The sequence below is a fragment of the Massilia luteola genome, assembly GCF_034420155.1.
GTDB lineage: Bacteria > Pseudomonadota > Gammaproteobacteria > Burkholderiales > Burkholderiaceae_D > Telluria > Telluria luteola.
Genome location: NZ_JAXOFN010000011.1, coordinates 150,564 through 175,735, shown reverse-complemented (window position 1 = coordinate 175,735; position 25,172 = coordinate 150,564). Strand labels below are relative to the sequence as shown.

The window sequence follows — 25,172 nt, the reverse complement described above, 5'->3', positions numbered from 1 at the left end:
CCGTGTGAGAATCGGGGGCGGTCAAAAATTTTACGCCGCGCATGAACCTTGGCGCGGTCAACGGGTATTCACCGCAAAACAGTAGAGAGCGCATGCGTGGATAGGAGAATCGAAGAAACGGCTTCGGCGGCCCGAACGGCCGAGAGCGAGGCCAGCCTGCTCGGCCGTGTCGCGGCCGGGGACCGGCGCGCCTTCGAGATGCTGTACCGCGTGTATTTCCCGCGCCTGGCGCGCTTCCTGCAAAGGATGACGCGCAGCGTGCCGCTGATCGAGGAAATCGTCAACGACACGCTGCTCGTCGTCTGGCAGAAGGCCGCCACGTTCGACGGCAGCTGCAAGGTCTCGACCTGGGTCTTCGCGATCGCCTACCGCAAGGCCTGCAAGGCGCTGCACGCGCTCGACGAGCCGGCGGGCGACGCCGTCGACGAGTGCGTGGGCGACGATGCCGGCCGGCCCGACTGGCGCTTCGAACAGCAGCGTCTCGCGCATGCCGTCGACGCGGCCGTCGCCGCGCTGCCGCTGGCGCAGCGGGCCGCGTTCCAGCTGACCTTCTATCACGACATGGGCTACGCAGAAATCGCAGAAATCATGGAATGTCCCGTCAATACCGTCAAAACGCGCCTGTTCCACGCGCGCCGCCGCCTGGCGACGCTGCTGGAAGGCCAGCTGGAGATCCGGCCATGAACCCGCACAGCCATTCCGAAGCCCAGGACGCCCTGCCCTGGCTCGCCAACGGGACCCTCGCGGGAGCGGAACTGGCGCGCGTGCAGGCCCACGTGGCAAGCTGCGCCGACTGCCGCGCCGACCTCGCGCTGCTGCGCACGGTGCGCGCGGCCGGGCCGGGTCCGGACCTCGGCTTCGACCCCGAACGCGCGCTGGCACGCCTGATGCCACGGCTGGACGCCGCGCCGGTGGCGGACGACGTCCCGGTGCCGTGCGCGCCGCCGCAGCCGCATACGCTACCGAAGACGGAGACCGTGCCGAAAACGGAGACCGTGCCGAAGACGGCGACGCTGCCGAAGACGGCAACGCTGCCGGAGTCGGCGGCGCCGGGCCCGCTGCGGCGCTGGCGCGACCGCTTGGCCGCCAACGACGGCACCTGGCTGCGCGCCGCCGTCGCCGCGCAATTCTGCGCGATCGCAGTGCTGGCCGCGCTGCTGGCCCGCCCGGCCACGCATCTTGACGCACCCGGCGACTACCGCGTCCTCGGCGCGGCCGGCGCGAACGGGGCGGCGCGGCTCGTCGTGACCTTCCGGCCCGACACGCCGGAGCGCGAACTGCGCCGCATCGTACGCGCCAGCGGCGCGCGCATCGTCGGCGGGCCGACCGTCACCGATGCCTGGCTGGCCGGCGCGGACGGCCGCCTCGATCCCGTGCTGGCCCGGCTGCGCGCGGAACCGGCCGTGACGCTGGCCGAACCTTTGTCCGCGGACGGCCAGCCGTGAGCCGACGCTTCGCCCGCTTCCTGGCGCTGTGCGCGGCCCTGTGCGCGTTCGCGTGCGTGGTGCCGCACGCGAACGCGGAGCCGCCCGCCCCGCACGCGGCGCCGGCGTCCGCCGCGCACCAGGTGCTCGTGATGCTGCGCATGCCGTCGCCGCACTTCCGTCCCGACGGCGCGTACGGCGGCGGCTACACGAACGACGGCACCCGCGCCGCGCGCCGCCGTGTCGCGCGCGAACTTGCCGCCGCCTACGGCCTGCGCGTCATCGACAACTGGCCGATGCCCGCCATCGGCATCGACTGCTTCGTGATGGAAGACACGGGCACCGGTCCCGTCGACCGCCTGCTCGACACGCTGGCGCACGATCCCCGCGTCGCGTGGGCCCAGGCCATCCAGGAATACCGGAGCCTCGGCGGCGGCGACCCGCTGCTGCCCGTGCAGCCGGCCGCGCAACTGTGGCAGCTGACGACGCTGCACCGCGCCAGCACGGGACGCGGCGTGACGGTGGCCGTCGTCGACAGCGGCGTCGACGCGAACCATCCCGACCTCGCGGGCCAGGTCAAGCTGCGCCGCAACTTCGTCGATGCGTATCCGGACGGGCCCGAGGCCCACGGCACGGCCGTCGCCGGCATCATCGCCGCGCGCGAAGGCAACGGCCAGGGCATCGCGGGCATCGCGCCGGACGCGAAGCTGCTGGCGCTGCGCGCGTGCTGGGAAACGGCGGGACCGCCCGCCCGCTGCAACAGCTTCACGCTCGGCAAGGCCATCAATTTCGCGCTGATGAACGACGCGGGCGTCATCAACATGAGCCTGGGCGGACCGCGCGACCGGCTGCTGGAAGCCCTGCTCGACGCGGCCCTCGCGCGCGGCGTGACGCTCGTCGGCGCGGCCGATCCGGCGCAGCCCGACGGCGGCTTTCCCGCGTCGCATCCGGGCGTGATCGCGGTGGCGTCCGACACGCAGCGCGCGCCGCCGCCCGGAGCGCTGCGCGCGCCGGGAACGGACGTGCCCACCGCGCTGCCGGGCGCGCGCTGGGGCATGGTGTCCGGCTCGTCGTATGCCGCGGCCCATGTGGCGGGGCTGGCCGCGCTGATACTCGAACTGCGTCCCGGCATCGCGCCGGCCCGGCTGCGGGCGGACCTCGACGGTGGCGCGCGCGTCTTTCCCGCCGCGTTGGCATCGAGTCCGGGACAAGCTGGTAGCATAGACGCCTGCGCGGCCATTGCACGCGCCGCCGGAACCTGCGTTTGCCTATGCCCATCGACGACCACGACCGCCAGCCTGCCTTCCCCGCGCCCGCATTGACGGGCGCGCTCGCATTCTTCCTCGCCGCCGTCGTCGCGGCACCCGGGGCCCTGGCCCAGACCAGTGCCGACCTCACCGTCGTGTCCGAATACGCGGTACGCGGCCTCTCGCTGGGCGCCAATCCCGCCCTGCAGCTGCGCGTGGACCATGACTTCGATGCCGGCTGGTACGCCGGCACCTTCGCCTCGCCCATCAAGCTGTACGGCCGCGCCCAGGGCCTCCTGATCGTCTACGGCGGCCGCGCGCTGCCGCTGACGTCGCGGTTGTCCTGGGATGCCGGTGTCACCCGCACGATCTACCTGCGCGACCACCAGGTCGACTATCACGAGTTCTACGCGGGCCTGACGCTGGACCGCGTCAACGCGCGCCTGTCCTATTCGCCCGCCTATTACGGCGCCGGCCGCACGATCTACCTCGACCTGAACGGCGGCATCCCGCTGGGCGAACGCCTGGCACTGGCCCTGCATGCGGGCCTGCTGCATCCGTTCGGCACCGACTACCGCCGCGACGACCGCGACAGCGCCGACCTGCGCGCCACGCTCGCCTACGACACGGACGACTGGCGCCTGCAGGCCGGCTGGCAGACCCTCGTGCACGGGTCGGGCAACGGCTTCCCGCGTGCGCGCGCCCTCGTGGCCGGCGCCAGCCTGCACTTCTGAAAAGACCTGCGATTCGATTGAACCTTGCACGCCGCCGGGGGCATTAACGTCGTCCCTTCCCGACGCGTCCTACAGAGGAGCAATCATGAACCTGCAATCGAAAACGGCCGGCCGCCTCGTCAAGGCCGGCCTGTGCGGCATCGTCCTCGGCGCAGCCGTTGCGTCCTGCGGCGGCGGCGGCAACGACCAACCGATGACGACGCCCGTCGTCATGCCGCCGGCAATCACGAGCGCCTTCGCGACCACGGCCCTCGTCACCGACCAGTCCACCGGCGCGGCGCATACCGACACCCATCTCGTCAACGCCTGGGGCCTCGCGTTCAACCCGACGGCCTTCGTCTGGGTCGCCAACAACGGCACCTCGACGTCGACGCTATACGACGGCAACGGCGTGCCCCAGACGCTCGTCGTCGCCATCCCGGCCGGCACGTCCGGCGCGGCCAGCCCGACGGGCATCGTCTACAACGGCAGCACCGACTTCAAGGTCACGCAGAACGGCGTGACGGGCGCGAGCCCCTTCATCTTCGTGGGCGAGGCTGGCACCGTGTCGGGCTGGTCGCCCGGCGTCAACCGCACGAACGCCGTGACGGCCGTCGACACGGGCGGCAGCGCCGTCTACAAAGGGCTGGCGATCGGCGCGTTCGGGGGCGCGAACTACCTGTACGCGGCCGACTTCCGCAACAACCGCATCGACGTCTACGACGCCAGCTTTCAGAAGGCCACGCTGCCCGGCGGCTTCGCCGATCCGAACCTGCCGGCCGGCTACGGGCCGTTCGGCATCCAGGCCGTCGGCGACCGCATCTACGTCGCGTATGCCCAGCGCGAGACGAGCGGCAACGACGAGGTCAAGGGCGCGGGGCTCGGCGTCGTCGACGTGTACGACATGGGTGGCACGTTCCTGCACCGGCTGGCGGCGGGCGGCGCGCTGAACGCACCGTGGGGCATCGCGCTGGCGCCGGCGAACTTCGGGGACTTCAGCAATGCCGTGCTGGTCGGGAACTTCGGCGACGGCAAGATCAACGCCTACAACCCGTCCAACGGCGCCTTCATCGGCACGTTGTCCAAGGCCGACCACACGCCCATCGTCATCGACGGCCTGTGGGGCATCGCCTTCGGCAACGGCGTGGACAACCAGCCGGTGAACACGCTGTTCTACACGGCCGGGCCGGGCGACGAGGCGCACGGCATCTACGGCCGCATCGACATGCAGTAGCCGTCAGCGCGCGAGGAAGGAGGCGAACATCGCGATCGTCGCCGCCGCCATCACGCCGGTGCACAACCAGCCCAGGACGCGCAGGCGCGGCGCGATCGTCAGCTCGCCCATGATGCGGCTGCTCGACGCGACCAGCATCATGATCGTCATCACGGGCACGGCGATGACGCCGTTCAGCACCGCGCTCCAGTACAGCGCCTTGATGGGATCGAGCGGCATGAAGTTGACGCCGACGCCGGCCAGCGTCGCGACGATGATGATGGCGTAGAACTTGCGCGCCGCCGAGAAATCGGAGCCCAGGCTGCTCTTCCAGTGGAACGTGCCGGCCATCGCGTACGCGGCGGAGCCGGCCAGCACGGGGATCGCCAGCAGGCCCGTGCCGACGATGCCCAGCGCGAACAGGGCGAACGCGAGTTCGCCGGCGACGGGCTTCAGCGCCGATGCCGCCTGCGCCGCCGACGTCAGGTCGCGCACGCCCTGCGCGTGCAGGGTCGCGGCCGTCGTCAGCATGATGAAGAACGCGACGGCGTTCGACACGGCCATGCCGACCAGCGTGTCGAAGCGGATGCGGCTGAACTGGCGCTGCACCTGCTCGGGCGCGTGGCGCAGCGGCCGCGCATCGTCGTCCGCGCGCAGCTCCTCGACTTCCTGCGACGCCTGCCAGAAGAACAGGTAGGGACTGATCGTCGTGCCGAACACCGCGACGATGGTGGTCAGATAGTCCTTGTTCCACGCGATCCGCGGCCACACGGTCGACTTGAGCACCTCGCCCCACGACACGTGGACGACGAACACGGTGGCCACGTACGCGAGCAGCACGAGCGTCAGCCATTTCAGCAGGTTGACATAGCGCTGGTACGGGATGAACACCTGCAGCAGCACGGACAGCACACCGAAACCGACGGCGTACCAGAGCGGCCGTCCGGGCAGGATGAGCGACATGGCCTCGCCCATCGCCGCCACGTCGGCCGCGATGTTGATGACGTTCGCGATGAGCAGCAGGCCGACGATGCCCCACACCACGTGGCGCGGCGCGAAGCGTTGCAGGTTGGTGGCGAGTCCGCGCCCCGTCACGCGGCCGATGTGGGCGCTGATGACCTGGATGGCGGCCATCAGCGGATACGTCAGCAGCAGCGTCCACAGCAGATTGAACCCGAACTGGGCGCCGCCCTGCGAATACGTGGCGATGCCGCTCGGGTCGTCGTCGGCCGCGCCGGTGATCAGGCCCGGCCCCAACTTCGACAGCCAGGTCGAGGCTTGCGGCGACGGCGGCGCGATCGTCCCGTCGGCATGCTTGGTGTCTTCGGCTTTCATGGAAGCCATCATGCACGCATGTGCGCAGGCGATATGTACGCCTGCGCACACAGTGCAGGGGCCGTAATGATCAGCAGGCAGTCACTTCTCCGCCGCGATCCACTTCTCCACCTGCGCCTGCAGGATCGGCAGCGGCAGCGTGCCGTCGCCCAGCACCACCTGGTGGAATTTCGCATAGCTGAACTTCGGCCCCAGCGCCTTCCGCGCCTGCGCGCGCAGGTCGAGGATCTTGAGCGCGCCGACCTTGTAGGCCAGCGCCTGGCCCGGCCACACCATGTAGCGCTCGACCTGGTTGGCGGCACGCTCCTCGCTGTACCCGAGGTTGTCCATCATGTACGCGATCGCCTTCTCGCGCGACCAGCCCTGCGCGTGCATGCCGGTGTCGACGACGAGGCGCACGGCGCGCAGCAATTCGTCGTTCAGGTGGCCGTAGTACGCGGCAGGATCGTCGTACAGGCCGAATTCGCGGCCCAGCGTCTCGCAGTACAGCGCCCAGCCTTCGGTGTAGGCGGCGGCGCTCGGGTGCTCCGTGAAGAACTTGCGGAAGTCCGGCAGCGGCAATTCCTTCAGCAGCGCCGCGTGCAGGTGGTGGCCCGGCACGCCCTCGTGCAGGAACAGGGTCGTCATGCCGACCACGCTGTAATCCTTCGGGTCGTTGACGACGGCCCAGAACACGCCCGGATGCGACCCGTCCGCCGCGACCGGCGTGTAGTGGTCGGACGCCGTGGCGCGCGTCAGCTCCGGTTCCAGCTGGATGTCCAGCTTCGCCTTCGGCAGCAGGGTGAAATACTGCGGCAGCTTCGCCTCGACGGCGGCGTAGATCGCGCGGTAGCGGTCCAGCACTTCACGGTCGGTCTTGAACGGCTTGAAGCGCGGCTGGGCGGCGACCCATTGCGGGAATGTCTTCAGCGGGCCGTCGTAGCCCAGCTTGGGCGCCAATGACGCCATCTCCTGCTGGATGCGCGCCACTTCCTTTTCGCCCAGCGCGTGGATCGCCGCGGGCGTCAGGTCGAGGTTCGTGTTGTTGCGGATGCGCGCCCGGTACCACGCGGCGCCGTCCGGCAACGCGCCGTAGCCGGCCGTCGCGCGGCCCGCGGGCAGGTAGTCCTTTTCGAGAAACGCGTTCAGGCGCGCGAGCGCGGCGTCGATCCGTTGCGCGGCCTGGCGGTAGCCGGCCGTGAACGTCTTCTTGTCCTGGTCCGTGAACCCGGCCGGCAGGCGTTTGATGGGCGTATAAAAAATACTGGCTTCCGGGTCGGTGCCTTGCAGCTGGCGGAACTGCGGCAGCATCTTCGCCGTGATCGCCTTCGGTTGCACGACGCCCGTGCGCATGCCTTCCCTCATGTTGGCGATGGCCTGGTCGATCCAGGCCGGCAGCTGGTCGAGCCGGGACAGGTAGGCGCGGTACTGGGCCGGCGTCGCCAGCGGCTGCGAGCCGGTGCCGCTCGCGTAGTTCGCCAGCGTGCTCGGGATGTTGTCGAAGTGGTTCAGCGGCAGCAGGTGCTCGGGGAAGCGTTCGAGGTCGAGCTGGCTGCGGATCTCGAAGGCGAGGATGTCGTAGTTCAGCCGGGCCTTGTCGCCCAGCCGCGCGCGGTCGATCTTGTGCAGGTCGTTCAACAGCCCGTGGTTCGCGGCGAAGTAGGCGGCGCGGACCTTCGGGGCGATCGCCATGCCGATCTGGTCGTCGTAGCGGCTGTCGCCGTTGGCCGTCGCGTACAGCAGCGGATCGAAGCGGGCGCGCGTATCGTAGAAGCGGGCCGCCAGGTTGTCCACCTGGCGCTCGGCGGCGGATGCGGCCGGGGTCGCGGTGGTTGCGGCGGCGTGGGCGGACAGGATAGGGGCGCCGGCCGCCAGCAGGGCCGCGAGGATGGCGGCGTTCAGGGTGCGGTTCATGAATCTCCTTTGTGAGGTTATTTCCCGAAAGCATACTACGACTTGCCATACCGACCATGGCCATCGCGGTGCACCGGACTGCGCCATGCATCCCCATTTTGGCGCATGACCGCACCGACACGGTGCTTGCGCACGCTTACGGGGCAATCCATACGGCATGCTCGCCCGGAGTGCACCGCTTCACCAAATTGGAACGTTTATTGCTACTCAGAAGTGCTTATTCGACCAACTTGCACTTTTTTGGAGTAGTACGCATGGATGCATACAAAAGCGGAGCCGACGCGCTCTTCATCTTGCTCGGCGGAATCATGATCCTGGCGATGCACGCCGGCTTCGCCTTCCTCGAACTGGGCACGGTGCGCCGCAAGAACCAGGTCAACGCCCTGGTCAAGATCCTGATCGACTTCGCGGTCTCCACCATCGCCTATTTCTTCGTGGGCTATGGCATCGCCTACGGCATCCACTTCATGGGCGCCACGAGCACGCTCGTCGCCAAGAACGGCTACGAGCTCGTCAAGTTCTTCTTCCTGCTGACGTTCGCCGCCGCGATCCCCGCCATCATCTCGGGCGGCATCGCCGAACGCGCCAAGTTCTATCCGCAGATGGCCGCCACCGCCCTGCTCGTCGGCCTCGTGTATCCGCTGTTCGAAGGCATCGCCTGGAACAACCGCTTCGGCGTCCAGGACTGGCTCGCCGCCACGTTCGGCGCCTCGTTCCACGACTTCGCCGGCTCCGTCGTCGTGCACGCCGTCGGCGGCTGGGCCGCGCTGCCGGCCGTGCTGCTGCTGGGCGCGCGCCGCGGCCGCTACACCAAGGATGGCCGCATCTCGGCGCACCCGCCGTCGAACATCCCGTTCCTCGCGCTGGGCGCCTGGATCCTCACCGTCGGCTGGTTCGGCTTCAACGTGATGAGCGCCCAGACGCTGGACAAGATGAACGGCCTGGTCGCCGTGAACTCGCTGATGGCCCTCGTCGGCGGCACGCTGGTCGCATTCGTGATGGGCAAGAACGACCCGGGCTTCGTCTACAACGGTCCGCTGGCCGGCCTCGTCGCCGTGTGCGCCGGCTCCGACCTGATGCATCCGATGGGCGCCCTCGTGACGGGCGCGATCGCGGGCGCGATCTTCGTCGTGATGTTCACCCTGGCGCAGAACCGCTGGAAGATCGACGACGTGCTGGGCGTGTGGCCCCTGCACGGCCTGTGCGGCGCGTGGGGCGGCATCGCGGCCGGCATCTTCGGCAGCCGGGCGCTGGGCGGGCTCGGTGGCGTGTCGCTGGCGTCGCAGCTGATCGGCACCCTGCTGGGCATCGCCATCGCCGGCATCGGCGGCGTGATCGTCTACGGCCTGCTCAAGGTCACCGTCGGGCTGCGCCTGGACGCCGAAGAGGAATTCGACGGCGCCGACCTGGCCATCCACCGCATCAGCGCGACGCCGGAACGCGAGACCACGTTCCAGTAAGCCCCGCGCGTCAAGCCTCGCGCGCGGCCGCGTCCTCGCCTTCGCCGGCGCCGCCGCGCGCCACGGCGCGCAGGATGGCCGCCGCCAGCGCGGCCGGCTCCACCGGCTTGGCCAGGTAATCCGTGAAGCCGGCCTGCAGCGCCTTGGCGCGGTCGTCCTGGCGCGTGAACGCCGTCAGCGCGATGGCGGGAACGGTCGCCGTGGCGGCGCGGCGGCGGATGCGCCGCATCATTTCGAAGCCGTCGACTTCGGGCATGCCCACGTCGCTGACGATCACGTCCGGCACCTCATGCTCCAGCAGGGCAAGCGCCGCGCCGGCGCCCGGCGCCGTCATGGTGGCGGCGCCGCTGTACGTCAGGATCTGTTCCAGCACGTCGAGCGTATCGGGCGCGTCGTCGATCACCAGCACCCGCACGCCGGTCAAATCGGCCAGGTCGCCCGCCGCAGCCGGCGCGACGGGCCGCATGCCCGCCGCCGGCACCACGGCCACCGGCTGGCGCGCGAGCGGCAGGCGCACGGTGAACGTCGTACCCGCCTGGGGCCCCGCACTGTCCACGGCAATGGTGCCGCCGTGCAGTTCGACGAGCTGCTTGGCGATCGACAGGCCCAGTCCGAGGCCGCCGTGCTGGCGCGAGATCGACGCGTCCTGCTGGCGGAAGCGGTCGAACACGTAAGGCAGGAAATCGGCCGCGATGCCGATGCCGGAATCGATCACGCGGATCACGGCGTCGGCGTCGTCGCGTCCCAACAGCACCTGCACGCTGCCGCCCGCCGGCGTAAACTTGACCGCGTTCGCCAGCAAATTCCACAGCACCTGCTGCAGCCGTCCCGGATCGGCGCTCACTTCGAGCGGCAAGGCGCCGGTCCCGCGCCCCAGGTCGGCGCGCAGGGCGATCATCTTGGCCGCCGCGGCCGGATGCACGGTGCCCAGCGCCGCCTCGATGATCCGGGCCGGATCGACCGCCTGGACGTCCAGGCGCACGGTGCCGGAAATGATGCGGCTCATGTCGAGCAGGTCGTCGATCAGCTGGCCCTGGGCGCGCGCGTTGCGTTCGATGGTCTCCAGCCCGCGCCTGAGGGTCGCCTCGTCCCTCACGCCCCGCTGCAGCATCCCGGCCCAGCCGAGGATCGCGTTGAGGGGCGTGCGCAGCTCGTGCGACAGCGTGGCCAGGAATTCGTCCTTCAGCGCGGACAGGCGCTCGGCCTGGTCGCGTGCGATGCGTTCGCGTTCGAGCAGTTGCTGGCGGTCGGCCGCCGTCGCCTGCGACATCGCGAGGATGCGGGCGTTCGCTTCCAGCCGGGCGTCGAACACGGACGCGATGAGGGCGAGGCCGAGCACGCAGAACGTGGCCAGCACGACGAGCGTGGCGAGGCTGTCGCGGTGGACGCCGACGCGCGCGGCCATGCACACGCTGTCGGCGGGGAAGTTCGCCGCCGCCATGCCCGTGTAGTGCATGCCGACGATGGCGAAGCCCATCACGACGGCGGCGCCGATGCGCGGCACCCACACGTCCGGCGTGCTGCGGCGCAGCCGGAAGGCGATCCACAACGCCAGCGCCGACGCGCCGACGGCGATCAGCACCGACAGCGCGAACAGCAGCGGGTCGTACACGATGCCCGGCGCCATGCGCATCGCGGCCATGCCCGTGTAATGCATCGCGTTGATGCCGATCCCCATGATCAGGCTGCTGACGCCGAGCCGCACGGGGCCCAGGTTCGCGCGGCTGACCTGCCACAGCGCGAGGCCGGACGCGCCGATCGGCAACACCAGGGAAACGAGGGTGATGGGAACGTCGTAGGCGATCGGAATCGGCAGGCGGAACGCCAGCATTCCGACGAAATGCATGGCCCAGATCCCGGACCCCATCGCGATCGCGCCGCCCAGTATCCAGGCGAACTTGGTGCGTCCGGCGGCTTCCGTCACCCGGCCGGCCAGGCTGAGCGCGGAATAGGACGCGACGATCGCGACGAGGATGGAAGTCAGGACCAGTGGGGTTTCATAATATCCGGTCAGCATCGTCGACGCGCATGAGTGGCAAAACGCAAGGACATGACGATCCTTGCGGCCCCGAGGGCTTTGGCCACAGTATGCTACCGCCGCCCGTCTTCGGCCAGAATAGTAACAGGAAATCGCATTTTGTTACTGGTGCGCAACAATTTCAGCCGGCGCGGGTCAGGCGCCCCCGGCGATGCCGGCCCGCTCCAGCATCGCGTGCAGCAATACGTTGCAGCCGGCTTCCAGGTGCGCGGGCTGGGCGTCTTCGATCTCGTTGTGGCTGATGCCATCCTTGCACGGCACGAAGATCATACCGGCGGGCGCGAGCCGCGCGACATAGATGGCGTCGTGGCCGGCGCCGGACACGACGTCCATCGTCGAGTATCCCAGCTTGTCCGTGGCGGCGCGCACGGCATCCACGCAGTCCGGGTGGAACGGGCAAGGCGGGTAGTACGACACGCGCTCCAGGTCGATGCCCAGGCCCGTCGCGCGCCGCGTGCGCCCGATGAACGCTTCGATCTCGCCGTGCATCGTGTTCAGCAGGTCATCCGTGACGTTGCGCAGGTCGATGCTGAACTTGACCTGGCCGGGAATCACGTTGCGGCTGTTCGGGAAGACCTGCACCATGCCCACCGTGCCGCGGCCGTAAGGCGGATAACGGTTCGCGATCGCCACCACTTCCTGCATGATGGTCGTGGCCACCTGCAGCGCGTCGCGGCGCAGGTGCATCGGCGTGGGGCCGGCGTGCGCCTCCATGCCGGTCACGGTGCAGTCGTACCACGACAGGCCCATCACGGCGGGCACCACGCCGATCACCTTGTCCGCATCCTCGAGCACGGGCCCCTGCTCGATGTGCGTCTCGAAATAGGCGCCGATCGGGTGGTCGCCCGGCGCTTGGGCGCCGCGGTAGCCGATCCGTTCCAGCTCCGCGCCGACCGACTTGCCGTCGACGTCGCGGGCCGCATACGCCGTCTCCAGGCTGAATGCGCCGCAGAACACGCCGGACCCCATCATCACGGGCACGAAGCGCGAGCCTTCCTCGTTGGTCCAGAACGCGACCTCGATCGGCGCTGCCGTGCGGATGCCGCGCTCGTTCAGCGTGCGCACGACTTCCAGCCCGGCCAGCACGCCGTAGTTGCCGTCGAACTTGCCGCCGGTCGGCTGGGTGTCGATATGGCTGCCCGTGACGACCGGCGGCAGGGCCGGATCCGCGCCCTCGCGGCGCATGAACACGTTGCCGATCGCATCGACGGTGACGGCGAGGCCCTCGGCCTGCGCCCACCGGACGACGAGGTCGCGGCCCTGGCGGTCGAGGTCAGTCAGCGCGAGGCGCTTCACGCCGCCCTTGGCGGTGGCGCCGATTTGCGCGAGTTCCATCAGGGAGGCCCACAGGCGGGTGCCGTTGATGCGCAGGTCGTTCATGGTTTGCTCTCCGGTTGAATAAGCCACGTCGTTCCCGCGAAGGCGGGAACCCAATTTTGTTCGCGTTTCGATAACGCATATAACTTGGGTCCCCGCCAAGGCGGACGGCCAGTCCGGGGACGACGTTTACGTGGTGCTGGTGAATGCGGGCCGTTCGACATACCGCCCGGCGCCCCGCTCCGCGCGCAGGTCGCCATCCGCATACACGAGCTTCCCGGCCGCCACCGTGTGCGTCGGGATGCCGCGCACCGTGCGGCCTTCGAACACGTTGAAGTCGCCCTTCGAATGCTGCGTCCTGGCCGACAGCGTGCGCGTGCCTTGCGGGTCCCACACGACGAGGTCCGCGTCCGCGCCCACGGACACGGAGCCCTTGCGCGGATAGATGTTGAAGATCTGCGCCGCGTTCGTCGACGTGACCTTCACGAATTCGGACGGCGTCAGGCGCCCCGTGTTCACGCCGGCGTCCCACACGACGGCCATGCGTTCCTCGACGCCGCCGCAGCCGTTCGGGATGCGCGTGAAGTCGTCCGCGCCCATTCCCTTTTGCCCGGCGCAGAACGTGCAGTGGTCGGTCGCCGTCGTGTGCAGGTTCCCGCCCTGCAGGCCCTGCCACAGCGCGGTCTGGTGGTGGCTGGAACGGAACGGAGGACTCATCACGTAGGCGCGCGCGACTTCCGGGTCGGCGTGGCGGTACACGCTGTCGTCGATGACGAGGTGGCCCGCCAGCGCCTCGCCGTACACGCGCTGGCCGCGCGCGCGCGCGCGGGCGATGGCGTCCAGCGATTCGGCGCAGGACACGTGCACGATGTACACCGGCGTGCCGAGGACGCCCGCGATGGCGATCGCGCGGTTCGCCGCCTCGGCTTCCACCTCGGGCGGCCGCGACAGCGGATGCGCTTCCGGCCCGCGGATGCCCTTCGCCAGCAGTTCGCGCTGCAACTGGTACACGAGCTCACCGTTCTCCGCGTGCACGGTCGGGATCGCGCCCAGTTCGAGCGCGCGGCGGAAGCTGTTCACCAGCGTCTCGTCGTCGGCCATGATGGCGTTCTTGTACGCCATGAAGTGCTTGAAGCTGTTCACGCCGTGCTCCCTGACGAGCGTGCCCATGTCCTCGTGCACGGTGTCGTCCCACCACGTGACGGCCACGTGGAACGTGTAGTCGGCCGCCGCCTTTTCGGCCCAGCCGCGCCACGTGTGGAACGCGTCCATCAGCCGCTGCTTCGGGTCGGGGATGACGAAGTCGATGATCGTCGTCGTGCCGCCCGCGAGGCCCGCCGCCGTGCCGGTATAGAAATCGTCGGCGGTGACGGTGCCCATGAACGGCAGCTGCATGTGCGTGTGCGGGTCGATCCCGCCCGGCATCACGTACTGGCCGCCGGCGTCGACGACGGTCGCGTGCGCGGGCGCGTCGAGGTTCGCGCCGACGGCGACGATCTTGCCGCCCTCGGTGAGGACGTCGGCGCGGAAGGCGCGGTCGGCGTTGACGACGGTGCCGCCACGGATCAGGATGGTCATGGTGTCCCCTTTTGCGAAGGATGCTTCAGTCGAGCGAACGGGCCGGACGCAGCGCCGGCGCCGCCCTGCCCTTCATCATGATGCCGTACACGAGCGCGGAAATCGCGATCCCGACGAACCAGGCATAGGTGTACAGGGTCTTGAAGCCGGCGCCCACGTCCGGGAACGATTCCGGAAACGCCGCGTTCAGGAAGCCCGGGATATTCGGCAGCACGCCGGCGCCGAACGCCACGATGGCGGCCGGGTTCCAGCCGTTGCGATAACCGTAGATGCCGTCGTCCTTGTACAGCTGGTCGACGGCGAGTTCCGTGCGGCGGATCAGGTAGTAGTCGATGATCAGCACCCCCGCGATGGGCCCCAGCAGCGCGGAATAGCCGATCAGCCACGTGAAGATATAGCCCTGCGTCGACTCGAGGATCTTCCAGGGCATCATCACGAGCGCGATGCCGGCCGTGAGGTAGCCGCCCGTGCGGTACGAGATGTGGCGCGGCGCCAGCGCGGAAAAATCGTAGGCCGGGCCGACGAGGTTCGCGGCCAGGTTGACGCTGACGGTGTCCACGAGCAGCACGATCAGCGCGATCAGCACGGCGGCCCCGGTCATGCGGCTGGCCAGGTCGACCGGGTCCCACAGCGCCTTGCCGTACAGGACGACGGTGGCCGACGTGACGATGACGGCGAGCGCGGCCAGCAGGCCCATTGGCACCGGCAGGCCGATGGACTGGCCCAGCACCTGGTCGCGCTGCGTGCGCGCGAAGCGGGTGAAGTCGGGGATGTTCAGCGCGAGCGTGGCCCAGAAGCCGACCATCGCGGTCAGCGACGGCCAGAACGTGGGCCAGAACTGGCCGGCCTTCTTGCCGCCGTCGACGAATTGCGAGGGCGCGGCCAGCAGGGGCCCGAAGCCGCCGGCCTTCTCGTAGACCCAGCCGAGCAGCACGAAGCAGATCAGGATCTTGAGCGGCGCCGTGTACGTCTCCAGCTTGCGGATCGAATCCATGCCGTGCACGATGAACCAGAACTGGATCGCCCAGAACACGATGAAGCACAGCAGCTGCGCGCCGTTGATGCCCAGGCCCGCGAGCTTGGCGCCGCCGATGGCGTGGCCGGCCAGCACGCCCAGCAGCGTGTAGATCATGCTGCCGCCGAACCACGTCTGGATGCCGTACCAGCCGCAGGCGACGATGGCGCGCATCAGCGCCGGCAGCCGCGCCCCGCGCGTGCCGAACGCGGCGCGCGCGAGCACGGCATACGGGATGCCGTACTTGGTGCCGGCGTGGCCGATCAAGAGCATCGGCAGCAGCACGATGGCATTCGCGAGGAACACGGTGAACACGGCCTGGTAGGCGGACATGCCGGCCTCGATCAGGCTGGCCGACAGCGTGTACGCCGGGATGCACATCACCATGCCGACCCACAGCGCGGCGAAGTGATACCAGCGCCACGTGCGCTGCGCGGCGCTCGTCGGCGCCAGGTCTTCGTTCCACAGGTCCTGGTCCGTTGCGGGGTCGATGCTCATCGGGGCGGTCTCCATCGGTTGCGGTGCAATGTTAACTACGCGTCGGTCAATGTTACCTCCGCCCGCGGATTCCGTGGGTCCTGCGTCCAGTTCATGTACGGCTTGCCCGTTTCTTGCGGCACCATCGTGATGCACCCTTCGACCGGACAGGTGATCTCGCACAGGTTGCACCCCACGCATTCCTGGTCGATGACCTCGTAGCGCCGCGCATTCCCGTCGACGAGCCGCGCGACGGCCTGGTGCGACGTGTCCTCGCACGCCACGTGGCAGCGGCCGCACTGGATGCACTTGTCCTGGTCGATGTGCGCGATGACCTGGTAATTCATGTCCAGGTATTTCCAGTCCGTCGTGTTGGGCACGGCCTTGCGCGAGAACGCGGCGATGTTGTCATAGCCTTTGCCGTCCATCCAGCGGGATAAACCGTCCTTCATCTCCTCGACGATGCGAAAGCCATGCAGCATCGCGGCGGTGCACACCTGCACCGAACCGGCGCCCAGCGCGATGAACTCGGCCGCGTCGCGCCAGTTGCCGATGCCGCCGATGCCGGAGATCGGCAGGCCTTTCGTGACCGGGTCGCGCGCGATCTCCGCCACCATGTTCAGCGCGATCGGTTTGACGGCCGCACCGCAATAGCCGCCGTGCGTGCTGGCGTTGCCAACCGCCGGGAACGCGACCATGCGGTCGAGGTCGAGGTGCGTGATCGAATTGATCGTGTTGATCAGCGAGACCGCATCCGCGCCACCCGCGAGCGCCGCGCGGGCGGGTGCGCGCACGTCCGTGATGTTGGGCGTCAGCTTGACGATCACGGGCAGCCGCGTGTACATCTTGCACCAGCGCGTGACCTGCTCGATCAGGTCGGGCTGCTGGCCCACAGCCGCGCCCATGCCGCGCTCGGGCATGCCGTGCGGGCAGCCGAAATTCAGTTCGATGCCGTCCGCGCCCGTCGCCTCGACGAGCGGCAGGATCTCGCGCCACGGCGCTTCCTCGCACGGCAGCATCATCGACACGACCAGCGCGCGGTCGGGCCACGCCTTCTTGACCGCCGTGATCTCGCGCAGGTTGATGTCCAGGCTGCGGTCGGTGATCAGTTCGATGTTGTTGAAGCCGATGACCTCGCGGTTCTTGCCATGCAGTGCGGAGTAGCGCGACGACACGTTGACGGCCGGCGGGTCCTCGCCCAGCGTCTTCCACACGACGCCGCCCCAGCCGGCCTCGAAGGCGCGCACGACGTTATAGGCCTTGTCGGTCGGCGGTGCGGACGCCAGCCAGAAAGGGTTCGGCGACTTGATGCCGCAAAAATCGATGCTCAGGTCGGCCATCATGCCTCCGCTTTGGAAAGGATGTCGTCATGGATCGCCAGCGCGGCCAGCTTGCCGTGCTGGACGGCCTGCACCGTCAGGTCCTGCCCCGGCGCCACGCAGTCGCCGCCCGCGTACACGCCCGGCAGCTTGGTGCGAAATTGCGCGTCGACGTGGATCTTGTCGCCTTCCCGTTCGAGTTCGCGCGCAAGCGGATCGGACAGAGAGTCCGCGTCCATGTGCTGGCCGATGGCCTTGAACACGGCATCGGCCGCGAGGTCGACGACGGCGCCCGTGCCGGCGAGCCGGCCATCGATCAGCTGCGTCTCCTCGAAACGCATGCCGCGCACGCGTCCCGCGTCGTCCAGCAGCACTTCCAGCGGCGCGGCCCACGTGCGGATGCGCACGCCATTCGTCTTCGCGATCTCGATCTCGTGGCCGGTGGCGCTCATCGCCTCGACGCCGCGGCGGTAGACGAGCGTGACCTCCTGCGCACCGAGCCGGCCGATCTGCACGGCCATGTCGACGGCCGTGTTGCCGGCGCCGATCACGATGGCGCGCCGCGGCACCGGCAGTGCCGCGAGGTCGGCCGCCTGGCGCAAGGTGGCGATGTAGTCGACGGCGGCCGCGAGGCCCGGCGCATCCTCGCCCGTGAGACCGAGCCGGCGGCTCGCACCGAGTCCGAGGCCGAGGAACACGGCGTCGTAGCGCGTGCGCAGGTCGTGCAGGTGCAGGTTGCCGCCGAGGACGCGGCCGTACTGGATCTCGATGCCGCCGATCGACAGCAGGAAATCGACCTCCTGCCGCGCGAAGTCGCCGGGCAGCTTGTACTTGGCGATGCCGTATTCGTTGAGACCCCCGGCCTTTTCGCGCGCCTCGAACACGACGACGTCATGGCCCAGCATCGCCAGCCGGTGCGCGCACGACAGCCCGGCCGGGCCGGCGCCCACGACGGCGATGGTCCTGCCGGTCGACGGCGCCCGCTGGAACGGGTGGCCGGCGAATTGCGCGTTGTCGATGGCGTGGCGCTGCAGCAGGCCGATCTTCACCGGCTGGCCTTCGGCGTCGTGGTTGCGCACGCAGGCGTCTTCGCACAGGATCTCGGTCGGGCACACGCGCGAGCAGCTGCCGCCGAAGATGTTCTGCTTGAGGATGTTGACGGCGGCGCCGTCCACATTGCCCTCGTGGATGTTGCGGATGAAGCTCGCGACGTCGATACCCGTCGGGCAGGCGCGGGTGCAGGGCGCGTCATAACAGTACAGGCAGCGGGCGCTTTCGATGGCGGCCTGGCGTGCCGTCAGCGCCGGCGCGAGGTCGGTGAAGCGCTCGGACAAGGCACCGTGCGTGCCGGCGGCGGGCGGCAGGTGGTGGAGTGACTCGATCATTTGGCATCCCTTTTATACGTGGAGACTCAACCAACGTCGCCCCTGCGGAGGCAGGGGCCCAATTTTGCAAGCGCTGTCGAGATGCTGCGAACTTGGGTCCCCGCCTGCGCGGGGACGACGGTTCATTTCATCTGCGGGAACGCGAACTCCACCCCGCTGGTCGCCGTATTCGGCCAACGCTGCATGACGGCCTTTTGCCGCGTATAAAACCGCACGCCCTCCGGCCCGTACGTGTGGTGGTCGCCGAACAGGCTTTTCTTCCACCCGCCGAAGCTGCTGAACGCCATCGGCACCGGCAGCGGCACGTTTACGCCGACCATGCCCACCTGGACCTGGCGCACGAATTCGCGCGCCACGCCGCCGTCGCGCGTGAACACGGCCACGCCGTTGCCGTACTCGTTGCCGTTGATGAGTTCCAGGGCGCTGCCCACGTCCGGCATCCGCACGACGCACAGCACGGGCCCGAAGATTTCTTCCCGGTAGATCGACATGGATGGCGTCACGTGGTCGAACAGGGTGCCGCCCACGAAGAAGCCGTTGGCGCGCTCCGGCACCGTGAAGCCGCGGCCGTCGACGACCAGGGTCGCGCCCTGCTCCACGCCTTCGCCGATCAGCTTTTCGATGCGCTGCTTGGCCGCGAGCGTGACGACCGGTCCCATCTCGGCGCCATCCGCCATGCCGTCCGCGATTTTCAGGGCGCGCGTGCGCTCGGCCAGCCGCGCGACCAGCGCGTCGCCCGCGTCGCCGACGGCCACCGCCACCGAGATCGCCATGCAGCGCTCGCCGGCCGAGCCGTAGGCGGCGCCGATCAGGGCGTCGATGGCCATGTCCATGTCGGCGTCCGGCATCACGACCATGTGGTTCTTGGCGCCGCCCAACGCCTGCACGCGCTTGCCGGCGGCGCTGCCGCGGGCATAGATGTATTCCGCGATCGGCGTCGACCCGACGAAGCTGACGGCCTGGATGTCCGGGTGATCCAGCAGCGCGTCGACCGCGCCCTTGTCGCCCTGCACGACGTTGAACACGCCGTCCGGCAGGCCCGCTTCCTTGAGCAGCCGCGCATGCAGCAGCGACGCCGACGGATCGCGCTCGGACGGTTTCAGGATGAACGTATTGCCGCACGCGAGGGCGACGGGGAACATCCACATCGGCACCATCACCGGGAAGTTGAACGGCGTGATGCCGGCGACGACGCCCAGCGGCTGGCGCATCGACCAGGCGTCGATGCCGCGCGCGATCTGGTCCGTGAATTCGCCCTTGAGCAGGTGCGGGATGCCCACCGCGAATTCGACGACCTCGATGCCGCGTGCGACTTCGCCGCGCGCGTCGGGCAGCGTCTTGCCGTGTTCGCGCACGACCAGCGCCGCGAATTCGTCCGTGTGGCGCCGGCACAGTTGCAGATAGTTGAACAGCACGCGGGCGCGTGCCAGCGGCGGCGTGGCGGCCCAGGCGGGGAAGGCTTGCGCCGCCGCGGCGACGGCCGCGTCCACGTCGGCGCCGCTGGCCAGCGCCACGCGCGCGCAGGGCTCGCCCAGCGCCGGGTTGTAGACGTCGGCGAACCTGTCGCCGCCGTCCGTCACGCGGCCGCCGATAAAGTGATTGATCGTTTCCATGGTCGCTTTCAGTCGAGGTTTCAGTCGAGGTTCTTGAGGACGGTGGCCAGCTTGCCGAACAATTCGTCGATATGCTTTTTCTCCAGCACGAGCGGCGGCGACAGCGCGATGATGTCGCCCGTCGTGCGGATCAGGATGCCGTCCGCGAACGCCTGCTTGAACGCCGCGAAGGCGCGGGCGCCGACCTTGCCGGGGATGCTTTCCAGCTCGATGCCGGCGACGAGGCCGATGGTGCGGATGTCGATCACGTGCGGCAGGCCGCGCAGGCTGTGCACGGCGTCTTCCCAGTACGGTTGCAGGGCCCTGGCGTTTTCCAGGACGCCCTGCTCCTTGAAGACGTCCAGCGTCGCGATCGACGCGGCGCAGGCCAGCGGGTGGCCGGAATAGGTATAGCCGTGAAACAGCTCGATGCCGGCCGGCGCGTCCATGAACGCGTCGTGGATGAATTTTTTCGAGAACACGGCGCCCATCGGCACGACGCCGTTCGTGAGGCCTTTCGCCGTCGTCATCAGGTCCGGTTCGACGTCGAAGTAGTCGACCGCGAACGGCGTCGTCAGGCGGCCGAAGCCCGTGATCACTTCGTCGAAGATCAGCAGGATGCCGTGCTTGCTGCAGATCTCGCGCAGCCGTTTCAGGTAGCCCTTGGGCGGTATCAGCACGCCCGTCGATCCGGCCACGGGTTCGACGATGACGGCGGCGATGGTCGACGCGTCGTGCAGCGCGACGATGCGTTCCAGCTCGTCGGCCAGTTCGGCGCCGTGTTCCGGCTCGCCGCGCGAGAATGCGTTCTTGGCGAGGTTGTGCGTGTGCGGCAGGTGGTCGACGCCCGGCAGCAGCGGGCCGTACGCCTTGCGGTTCGGGCCGATGCCGCCGACGGACAGGCCGCCGAAGCCGACGCCGTGATAGCCGCGCTCGCGCCCGATCAGCCGGGTGCGTCCGCCCTCGCCGCGCGCCTTGTGGTAGGCGAGCGCGATCTTGAGGGCGGTATCCACCGCTTCCGATCCGGAGTTGGTGTAGAACACGTGGCCGAACTTGTGGTTCGTATAGTCCATCAGGCGTTCGGCCAGGTCGAAGGCGGCCGGGTGGCCCAGCTGGAACGTGGGGGCGAAGTCGAGCTGGCCGACCATCTCGCTGACGGCGGCGACGATCCTCGGCTGCGCGTGGCCGCAAGGCACGCACCACAGGCCCGCGGTGCCGTCCAGCACGGCGTTGCCGTCGACGTCCTTGTAATACATCCCTTGCGCCGAGACGAGCAGGCGCGGGTGCGCCTTGAAGTCGCGGTTGTTGGTGAATGGCATCCAGAAAGATGACATCGATTCGGGTCTAGACTCGTTCATGCGACTCCCCTTGTGAATTCGAACGTAGGGTGGGCACCCTGTGCCCACGCGGACGTTTGCGGTCCGTTGCCGTGCAAGCATGCGCGCAAAAATTTACCAACTGGCAAAAACAATGATGCAATAATAGACAGCAGGACAACTGTGGCACATATACACAATCTGCAAATACGGCCAACCGTACTGGTAGCATAACCTGCACAGTTTTGAGTGTAGCGCGATGGAGTGGCGATGGAAGCAATGGAAAAGAACGGCAGCGATGACAGGCCCGGTTGGCCCGTGCTGGCGATCGACCGCCAGCGCCGCGGCAGCCTGGTCGACCAGATCGTCGCGGCCATCGCCGAGATGGTAAATCGGCGCACGCTGCCCGCCGGGACCAAGATGCCGTCGGTTCGACAATTCGCAAAAGTGAACGGCGTCAGCACCTTCACGGTCGTCGAATCCTACGACCGCCTGCTGCACCTGGGCCTGCTCTCATCGCGGCGCGGGTCCGGCTTCTTTGTCGCGCGCGGCGCGGACGCGCCCGCGCAACAGGCCTGCCTGCCCGCGTCGGCGAGCGTCGTCGACACGCTCACGCCCGACCTGTATTCCGGCCAGTCGGACGCGCTGCCCGTCGGCGCCGGCTGGCTGCCGCCCGAGTGGTATGGCGAATCGACGATCCTCGACGCCGTGCGCCACGCGATGAAGATCCCGGCCGGCCGCCTGCGCGGCTACGGCCACCCGCTCGGCTTTCCCAGCCTGCGCCAGCATCTCGCGGCCACGTTGTCGGACGAGCTGTGCGCCGTGGAGCCCGAGCAGATCCTGCTGACGCACGGCGCCACCCACGCGTTCGACCTCGTGCTGCGCACCCTCACCCGGCCGGGCGACGTCGTGTTCGTCGAAGATCCCGGCTACGGCAATTTGCTCGCGCTGGTGCGCCACCACGGCTGCGTGCCCGTCGGTATCCCGCGCGGCGCGCACGGCCTGGACATGGAGGTCCTCGCGCGCGAGGCGCAGGCGCGCCAGCCCAAGCTCATGTTCGTCAACACGGTGCTGCAGAATCCCCTGGGCACGTCGCTGTCGCAGGCGCAGGCGCACCGGCTGCTGGCGCTGTCCGAGCAATTCGATTTCTGGCTCGTCGAGGACGACATCTACCGCGAACTGGCCGCGCGCGGCGAATCGTCGCTGGCCGCGATGGACGGGCTGCGCCGCGTGATCCGCATCGGCAGCTTTTCCAAGACGCTGTCGCCGGTGCTGCGCGTGGGGTCGATCTGCGCGTCCGCATCGCTGCTGCCGGAACTGGTGCGCGTCAAGATGATCACGGGGCTCACGACGTCCGAAGTGAACGAGCGCGCCGTGTACGACGCCGTCAGCAGCCGCGCCTACCGCAAGCAGGTCGAGCGCCTCGTGCTGCAGCTCGACGGCGCGCGCGAACGGGCGCTGGAACGCCTCGGCGACGCCGGCCTCGTGCCGCTGGCCAGGCCGCGCGGCGGCATGTTCGTCAGCGCAGGGTGGACGCAACCCGGGCCGGACGCGCACCGCAGCGGCCGCGCCATCGCCGAACGCGCGCTGCGCGCCGGCATCCTGCTGGCACCGGGCGAGTTCTTTGCGCTGCAGCCGCCCGCCACCGCTTGGTTCCGCTTCAACGTCGCCTATGCCTTCGAGCCCGCCCTGCTCGACTTCCTGCGTTCGATCCGAGGAGATCCGCCATGAGCACCACCATGAGCACCGCCACCGTCAAGCGCCGCGTCACACACCGCGACAAGGTCGAAACCACGATCCTGGGCGAGGCCGTGCGCCTGTTCGCCGAATGCGGCTACGAAGGCACGTCGATCGCGACCGTCGCCGAGCGCGCGGGCCTGTCCAAGCAGAACCTGATGTACTACTTCACGACCAAGCAGGCCCTGTACCAGCGCGTGCTCGACAACGTGCTGGACGACTGGCTCGCGCGCATGGCCAGCCTGGCCGATCCGGCCGGGGACCCGGGCGACGTCCTGCGCGCCTACGTGCGCGCGAAGCTGCAATTCTCGCGCGAGCAGCCGCTCGCATCGCGCGTGTATGCGATGGAGGTGATCGGCGGCGCCAAGCTGTACGCCGACCAGATCCGCAGCCGCGTGATCCCGCTGCTGCGCGCCGACATCGCCGTGTTCGAACGCTGGATCGCGGAAGGAAAAATCGCGCCCGTCAACGCCACCCACCTGCTGTTCGCCGTCTGGGCCATGACGCAGTCGTACGCCGATTTCGCCGCCCAGATGACGCTCGTGCTCGACCGCGAGCAGCTGCAACCCGGCGACTTCGACGACGGCGAGCGCCTGATCACGGGCATGGTGCTCGCCGCCGTCGGCCTCCAGGAGAACCGATGCCCACCTTGAACCCCGTCGAACTGCGCACGCCGCGCCTGAAGCTGCGCTGGATGGATGAACGCGACGTCGACGCGCACTATGCCGTGTTTTCCGACCCCGACGTGACGCGCTACTGGAGCAGCGGCCCGTGGACGTCGCCGGACCAGGCGCGCGAGCACATCGTCGTCGCGCAGGCCGCCTACGCGGACGGCAGCGGCATGCGGCTCGGCGTCGAGCGGATCGACACGGGAGAACTGATTGGCAGCGTGAGCCTGCACCGCTTCGTGGACGGCAGCCGGCGCTGCGAACTGGGCTACGCGCTGGCCCGCGCCCACTGGGGCGGCGGCTACGTCAGCGAGGCGCTGCGCGCGCTGCTGGACCATGGCTTCACGGCGCTCGACCTGAACCGCATCGAGGCCGACGTCGACCCGCGCAACGCCGCGTCGGCGCGGGTGCTGGAAAAGCTCGGGTTCCGCAAGGAAGGCTTCATGCCGGAACGGTGGATCGTGCAGGGCGAGCCGGCCGACACGGTGTATTACGGCCTGCTGCGCCGGCACTGGAACGGGTGATCCCGCTATTCCACCGACAAGATCCAGTCGCGCAAGGCGGCCACCTTCGGGTTGTCCTGGCGCGCCTCCGGATAGACCAGGTAGTAGGCGAACGTCTCCATGTGCGCCGGCTGCGCCAGCCTGACCAGGCGCCCTGCGCCCACCTCGTGCGCCACCATGGCGGCCGGCAGCAGGCCGGCACCCTGCCCGGCCAGCACGGCGCCGAGCAGCAGGCTGGAATCGTCGAACGACGGGCCGCGCGGCAGCCCGACGTCGTCCACCCCGTTCGCCTGGAACCACAGGCTCCACCCCTTGCGTTCGGCGTCGTGGACATGCGGCCAGCGCGTCAACGCCGCGGGTGCCGCGGGCAGGCCGTGGCGTTCGACGAGGGACGGCGCGGCCACCGGCACGATCTCGACGGATGCCACGCGATAGCTGCGCAAGCCCGGGTAGCGTCCGGCACCGTGCCGGACGGCGGCATCCACGCCGTCGCGTGAAAAATCGGCAAGCGCGGTGCTGGTCACGATGTGCAGGTCGATGCCCGGATGCAGGTCGCGGAACCGCTGCAGGCGCGGCATCAGCCACGCGGACGCAAAGAACGGCGTGACGCTCAACGTCAGCGTGCCGGCATCCACCGACTCGACCAGGCGCTGCGTGGCCTGCGCAATCTGCCTGAAGGCGTTGCGGACGGGCGGCAGGTAGTCGCGGCCCGCGGGGGTCAGCAAGATCCCCCGGTTGACCCGCTCGAACAGCCGCACGCCCAGGTGCGACTCCAGTTGGCGCACCAGCTGGCTCACCGCGCCCGGGGTCACGCACAACTCCTCGGCCGCCGCTTTCACCGACAGGTGCCGCGCCGCGGCTTCGAACGCGCGCAGCGACTTCAAGGGCGGGACAGGGTCACGCATCATTTAGAAATCCTAAATTAAACCGGGCAGGAAAACT

Annotated in this window: 20 protein-coding genes; 9 read left to right on the top strand and 11 right to left on the bottom strand. The window is 69.0% G+C overall.

Going from position 1 to position 25,172, the window contains the following annotated elements:
• The first annotated feature begins 96 nt into the window (after positions 1-96).
• The 5 genes from U9J41_RS13690 to U9J41_RS13670 all read left to right on the top strand — a co-directional run bounded on the left by U9J41_RS13690 (position 97) and on the right by U9J41_RS13670 (position 4,618).
• Complete coding sequence (locus U9J41_RS13690; RefSeq protein ID WP_322402749.1) at positions 97-684, top strand: RNA polymerase sigma factor; 588 nt, start codon at positions 97-99, stop codon at positions 682-684.
• On the top strand, positions 681-1,445 hold the full coding sequence (locus tag U9J41_RS13685) for a zf-HC2 domain-containing protein (protein ID WP_322402748.1): 765 nt from the start codon (positions 681-683) through the stop codon (positions 1,443-1,445). The genes U9J41_RS13690 and U9J41_RS13685 overlap by 4 nt, the downstream gene beginning before the upstream one ends.
• On the top strand, positions 1,442-2,746 hold the full coding sequence (locus U9J41_RS13680; protein ID WP_322402747.1) for a S8 family peptidase: 1,305 nt from the start codon (positions 1,442-1,444) through the stop codon (positions 2,744-2,746). Before U9J41_RS13685 ends, U9J41_RS13680 begins: the two co-directional genes overlap by 4 nt.
• Positions 2,695-3,405, top strand: coding sequence for a TorF family putative porin (locus tag U9J41_RS13675; RefSeq protein ID WP_322402746.1), 711 nt, complete (start codon positions 2,695-2,697; stop codon positions 3,403-3,405). Before U9J41_RS13680 ends, U9J41_RS13675 begins: the two co-directional genes overlap by 52 nt.
• A gap of 85 nt (positions 3,406-3,490) precedes the next feature.
• On the top strand, positions 3,491-4,618 hold the full coding sequence (locus tag U9J41_RS13670; protein WP_322402745.1) for a TIGR03118 family protein: 1,128 nt from the start codon (positions 3,491-3,493) through the stop codon (positions 4,616-4,618).
• A gap of 3 nt (positions 4,619-4,621) precedes the next feature.
• Here U9J41_RS13670 and U9J41_RS13665 read toward each other — a convergent pair whose 3' ends face one another.
• Together U9J41_RS13665 and U9J41_RS13660 are read right to left on the bottom strand one after the other, a co-directional pair.
• Positions 4,622-5,932: an Nramp family divalent metal transporter gene (locus U9J41_RS13665; protein WP_322402744.1), complete on the bottom strand. Its 1,311-nt coding sequence runs from the start codon at positions 5,930-5,932 to the stop codon at positions 4,622-4,624.
• An 81-nt stretch (positions 5,933-6,013) separates the two neighbouring features.
• Positions 6,014-7,825: a DUF885 domain-containing protein gene (locus U9J41_RS13660; protein WP_322402743.1), complete on the bottom strand. Its 1,812-nt coding sequence runs from the start codon at positions 7,823-7,825 to the stop codon at positions 6,014-6,016.
• Between the two features lie 254 nt (positions 7,826-8,079).
• Here U9J41_RS13660 and U9J41_RS13655 point away from each other — a divergent pair, with 254 nt between their 5' ends.
• Positions 8,080-9,285, top strand: coding sequence for an ammonium transporter (locus U9J41_RS13655; RefSeq protein ID WP_322402742.1), 1,206 nt, complete (start codon positions 8,080-8,082; stop codon positions 9,283-9,285).
• Positions 9,286-9,295: 10 nt separating this feature from the next.
• On the opposite strand, the gene U9J41_RS13650 is transcribed toward U9J41_RS13655, so the two are convergent.
• The 8 genes from U9J41_RS13650 to aptA form a co-directional block, all read right to left on the bottom strand.
• Positions 9,296-11,302, bottom strand: coding sequence for an MHYT domain-containing protein (locus U9J41_RS13650; RefSeq protein ID WP_322402741.1), 2,007 nt, complete (start codon positions 11,300-11,302; stop codon positions 9,296-9,298).
• A 156-nt stretch (positions 11,303-11,458) separates the two neighbouring features.
• Entirely contained in the window at positions 11,459-12,703 is a 1,245-nt protein-coding gene (locus U9J41_RS13645) for a Zn-dependent hydrolase (protein WP_322402740.1), read from the bottom strand.
• A 126-nt stretch (positions 12,704-12,829) separates the two neighbouring features.
• Entirely contained in the window at positions 12,830-14,218 is a 1,389-nt protein-coding gene (gene hydA, locus U9J41_RS13640) for a dihydropyrimidinase (RefSeq protein ID WP_322402739.1), read from the bottom strand.
• 25 nt (positions 14,219-14,243) lie between these two features.
• On the bottom strand, positions 14,244-15,731 hold the full coding sequence (locus U9J41_RS13635) for an NCS1 family nucleobase:cation symporter-1 (RefSeq protein WP_322402738.1): 1,488 nt from the start codon (positions 15,729-15,731) through the stop codon (positions 14,244-14,246).
• Between the two features lie 35 nt (positions 15,732-15,766).
• Positions 15,767-17,050 (bottom strand): NAD-dependent dihydropyrimidine dehydrogenase subunit PreA, encoded by a 1,284-nt coding sequence (preA, locus tag U9J41_RS13630; protein ID WP_322402737.1) that lies wholly within the window; start codon positions 17,048-17,050, stop codon positions 15,767-15,769.
• Complete coding sequence (locus tag U9J41_RS13625) at positions 17,050-18,414, bottom strand: NAD(P)-dependent oxidoreductase (RefSeq protein ID WP_322402736.1); 1,365 nt, start codon at positions 18,412-18,414, stop codon at positions 17,050-17,052. Before U9J41_RS13625 ends, preA begins: the two co-directional genes overlap by 1 nt.
• Positions 18,415-18,536: 122 nt before the next feature.
• The gene (locus U9J41_RS13620; RefSeq protein WP_322402735.1) at positions 18,537-20,027 is read right to left on the bottom strand and encodes a CoA-acylating methylmalonate-semialdehyde dehydrogenase; all 1,491 of its coding nucleotides are present in this window, start codon (positions 20,025-20,027) and stop codon (positions 18,537-18,539) included.
• 20 nt (positions 20,028-20,047) lie between these two features.
• A complete protein-coding gene (gene aptA, locus U9J41_RS13615; RefSeq protein WP_322402734.1) occupies positions 20,048-21,364 on the bottom strand; it encodes an omega-aminotransferase AptA in 1,317 nt (438 codons plus the stop codon).
• A gap of 228 nt (positions 21,365-21,592) precedes the next feature.
• On the opposite strand from aptA, the gene U9J41_RS13610 reads away from it, so the two are divergent.
• From U9J41_RS13610 to U9J41_RS13600, 3 genes are read left to right on the top strand one after another with little or no spacing between them, the layout of a single operon-like run.
• The gene (locus U9J41_RS13610; protein ID WP_322402733.1) at positions 21,593-23,053 is read left to right on the top strand and encodes an aminotransferase-like domain-containing protein; all 1,461 of its coding nucleotides are present in this window, start codon (positions 21,593-21,595) and stop codon (positions 23,051-23,053) included.
• Positions 23,050-23,712, top strand: a complete 663-nt coding sequence (locus U9J41_RS13605; protein WP_322402732.1) for a TetR/AcrR family transcriptional regulator — start codon at positions 23,050-23,052, stop codon at positions 23,710-23,712. The genes U9J41_RS13610 and U9J41_RS13605 overlap by 4 nt, the downstream gene beginning before the upstream one ends.
• A complete protein-coding gene (locus U9J41_RS13600; RefSeq protein ID WP_322402731.1) occupies positions 23,700-24,251 on the top strand; it encodes a GNAT family N-acetyltransferase in 552 nt (183 codons plus the stop codon). The genes U9J41_RS13605 and U9J41_RS13600 overlap by 13 nt, the downstream gene beginning before the upstream one ends.
• Positions 24,252-24,256: 5 nt before the next feature.
• Here the strand turns inward: U9J41_RS13600 and gcvA are convergent, their stop codons facing one another.
• A complete protein-coding gene (gene gcvA, locus U9J41_RS13595; RefSeq protein WP_322402730.1) occupies positions 24,257-25,138 on the bottom strand; it encodes a transcriptional regulator GcvA in 882 nt (293 codons plus the stop codon).
• Between the last annotated feature and the right edge of the window lie 34 nt (positions 25,139-25,172).

Bases quoted from the DNA above. Each gene is read 5' to 3' on its own strand.
- U9J41_RS13600 (WP_322402731.1), top strand. From the start codon at position 23,700: ATGCCCACCTTGAACCCCGTCGAACTGCGCACGCCGCGCCTGAAGCTG.
- U9J41_RS13655 (WP_322402742.1), top strand. From the start codon at position 8,080: ATGGATGCATACAAAAGCGGAGCCGACGCGCTCTTCATCTTGCTCGGC.
- U9J41_RS13670 (WP_322402745.1), top strand. From the start codon at position 3,491: ATGAACCTGCAATCGAAAACGGCCGGCCGCCTCGTCAAGGCCGGCCTG.
- preA (WP_322402737.1), bottom strand. From the start codon at position 17,050: ATGGCCGACCTGAGCATCGATTTTTGCGGCATCAAGTCGCCGAACCCT.
- U9J41_RS13610 (WP_322402733.1), top strand. From the start codon at position 21,593: ATGGAAGCAATGGAAAAGAACGGCAGCGATGACAGGCCCGGTTGGCCC.
- U9J41_RS13620 (WP_322402735.1), bottom strand. From the start codon at position 20,027: ATGGAAACGATCAATCACTTTATCGGCGGCCGCGTGACGGACGGCGGC.
- gcvA (WP_322402730.1), bottom strand. From the start codon at position 25,138: ATGATGCGTGACCCTGTCCCGCCCTTGAAGTCGCTGCGCGCGTTCGAA.
- U9J41_RS13625 (WP_322402736.1), bottom strand. From the start codon at position 18,414: ATGATCGAGTCACTCCACCACCTGCCGCCCGCCGCCGGCACGCACGGT.
- U9J41_RS13665 (WP_322402744.1), bottom strand. From the start codon at position 5,932: ATGAAAGCCGAAGACACCAAGCATGCCGACGGGACGATCGCGCCGCCG.
- U9J41_RS13605 (WP_322402732.1), top strand. From the start codon at position 23,050: ATGAGCACCACCATGAGCACCGCCACCGTCAAGCGCCGCGTCACACAC.
- U9J41_RS13685 (WP_322402748.1), top strand. From the start codon at position 681: ATGAACCCGCACAGCCATTCCGAAGCCCAGGACGCCCTGCCCTGGCTC.
- U9J41_RS13645 (WP_322402740.1), bottom strand. From the start codon at position 12,703: ATGAACGACCTGCGCATCAACGGCACCCGCCTGTGGGCCTCCCTGATG.
- U9J41_RS13660 (WP_322402743.1), bottom strand. From the start codon at position 7,825: ATGAACCGCACCCTGAACGCCGCCATCCTCGCGGCCCTGCTGGCGGCC.
- hydA (WP_322402739.1), bottom strand. From the start codon at position 14,218: ATGACCATCCTGATCCGTGGCGGCACCGTCGTCAACGCCGACCGCGCC.
- U9J41_RS13675 (WP_322402746.1), top strand. From the start codon at position 2,695: ATGCCCATCGACGACCACGACCGCCAGCCTGCCTTCCCCGCGCCCGCA.
- U9J41_RS13635 (WP_322402738.1), bottom strand. From the start codon at position 15,731: ATGAGCATCGACCCCGCAACGGACCAGGACCTGTGGAACGAAGACCTG.
- aptA (WP_322402734.1), bottom strand. From the start codon at position 21,364: ATGAACGAGTCTAGACCCGAATCGATGTCATCTTTCTGGATGCCATTC.
- U9J41_RS13650 (WP_322402741.1), bottom strand. From the start codon at position 11,302: ATGCTGACCGGATATTATGAAACCCCACTGGTCCTGACTTCCATCCTC.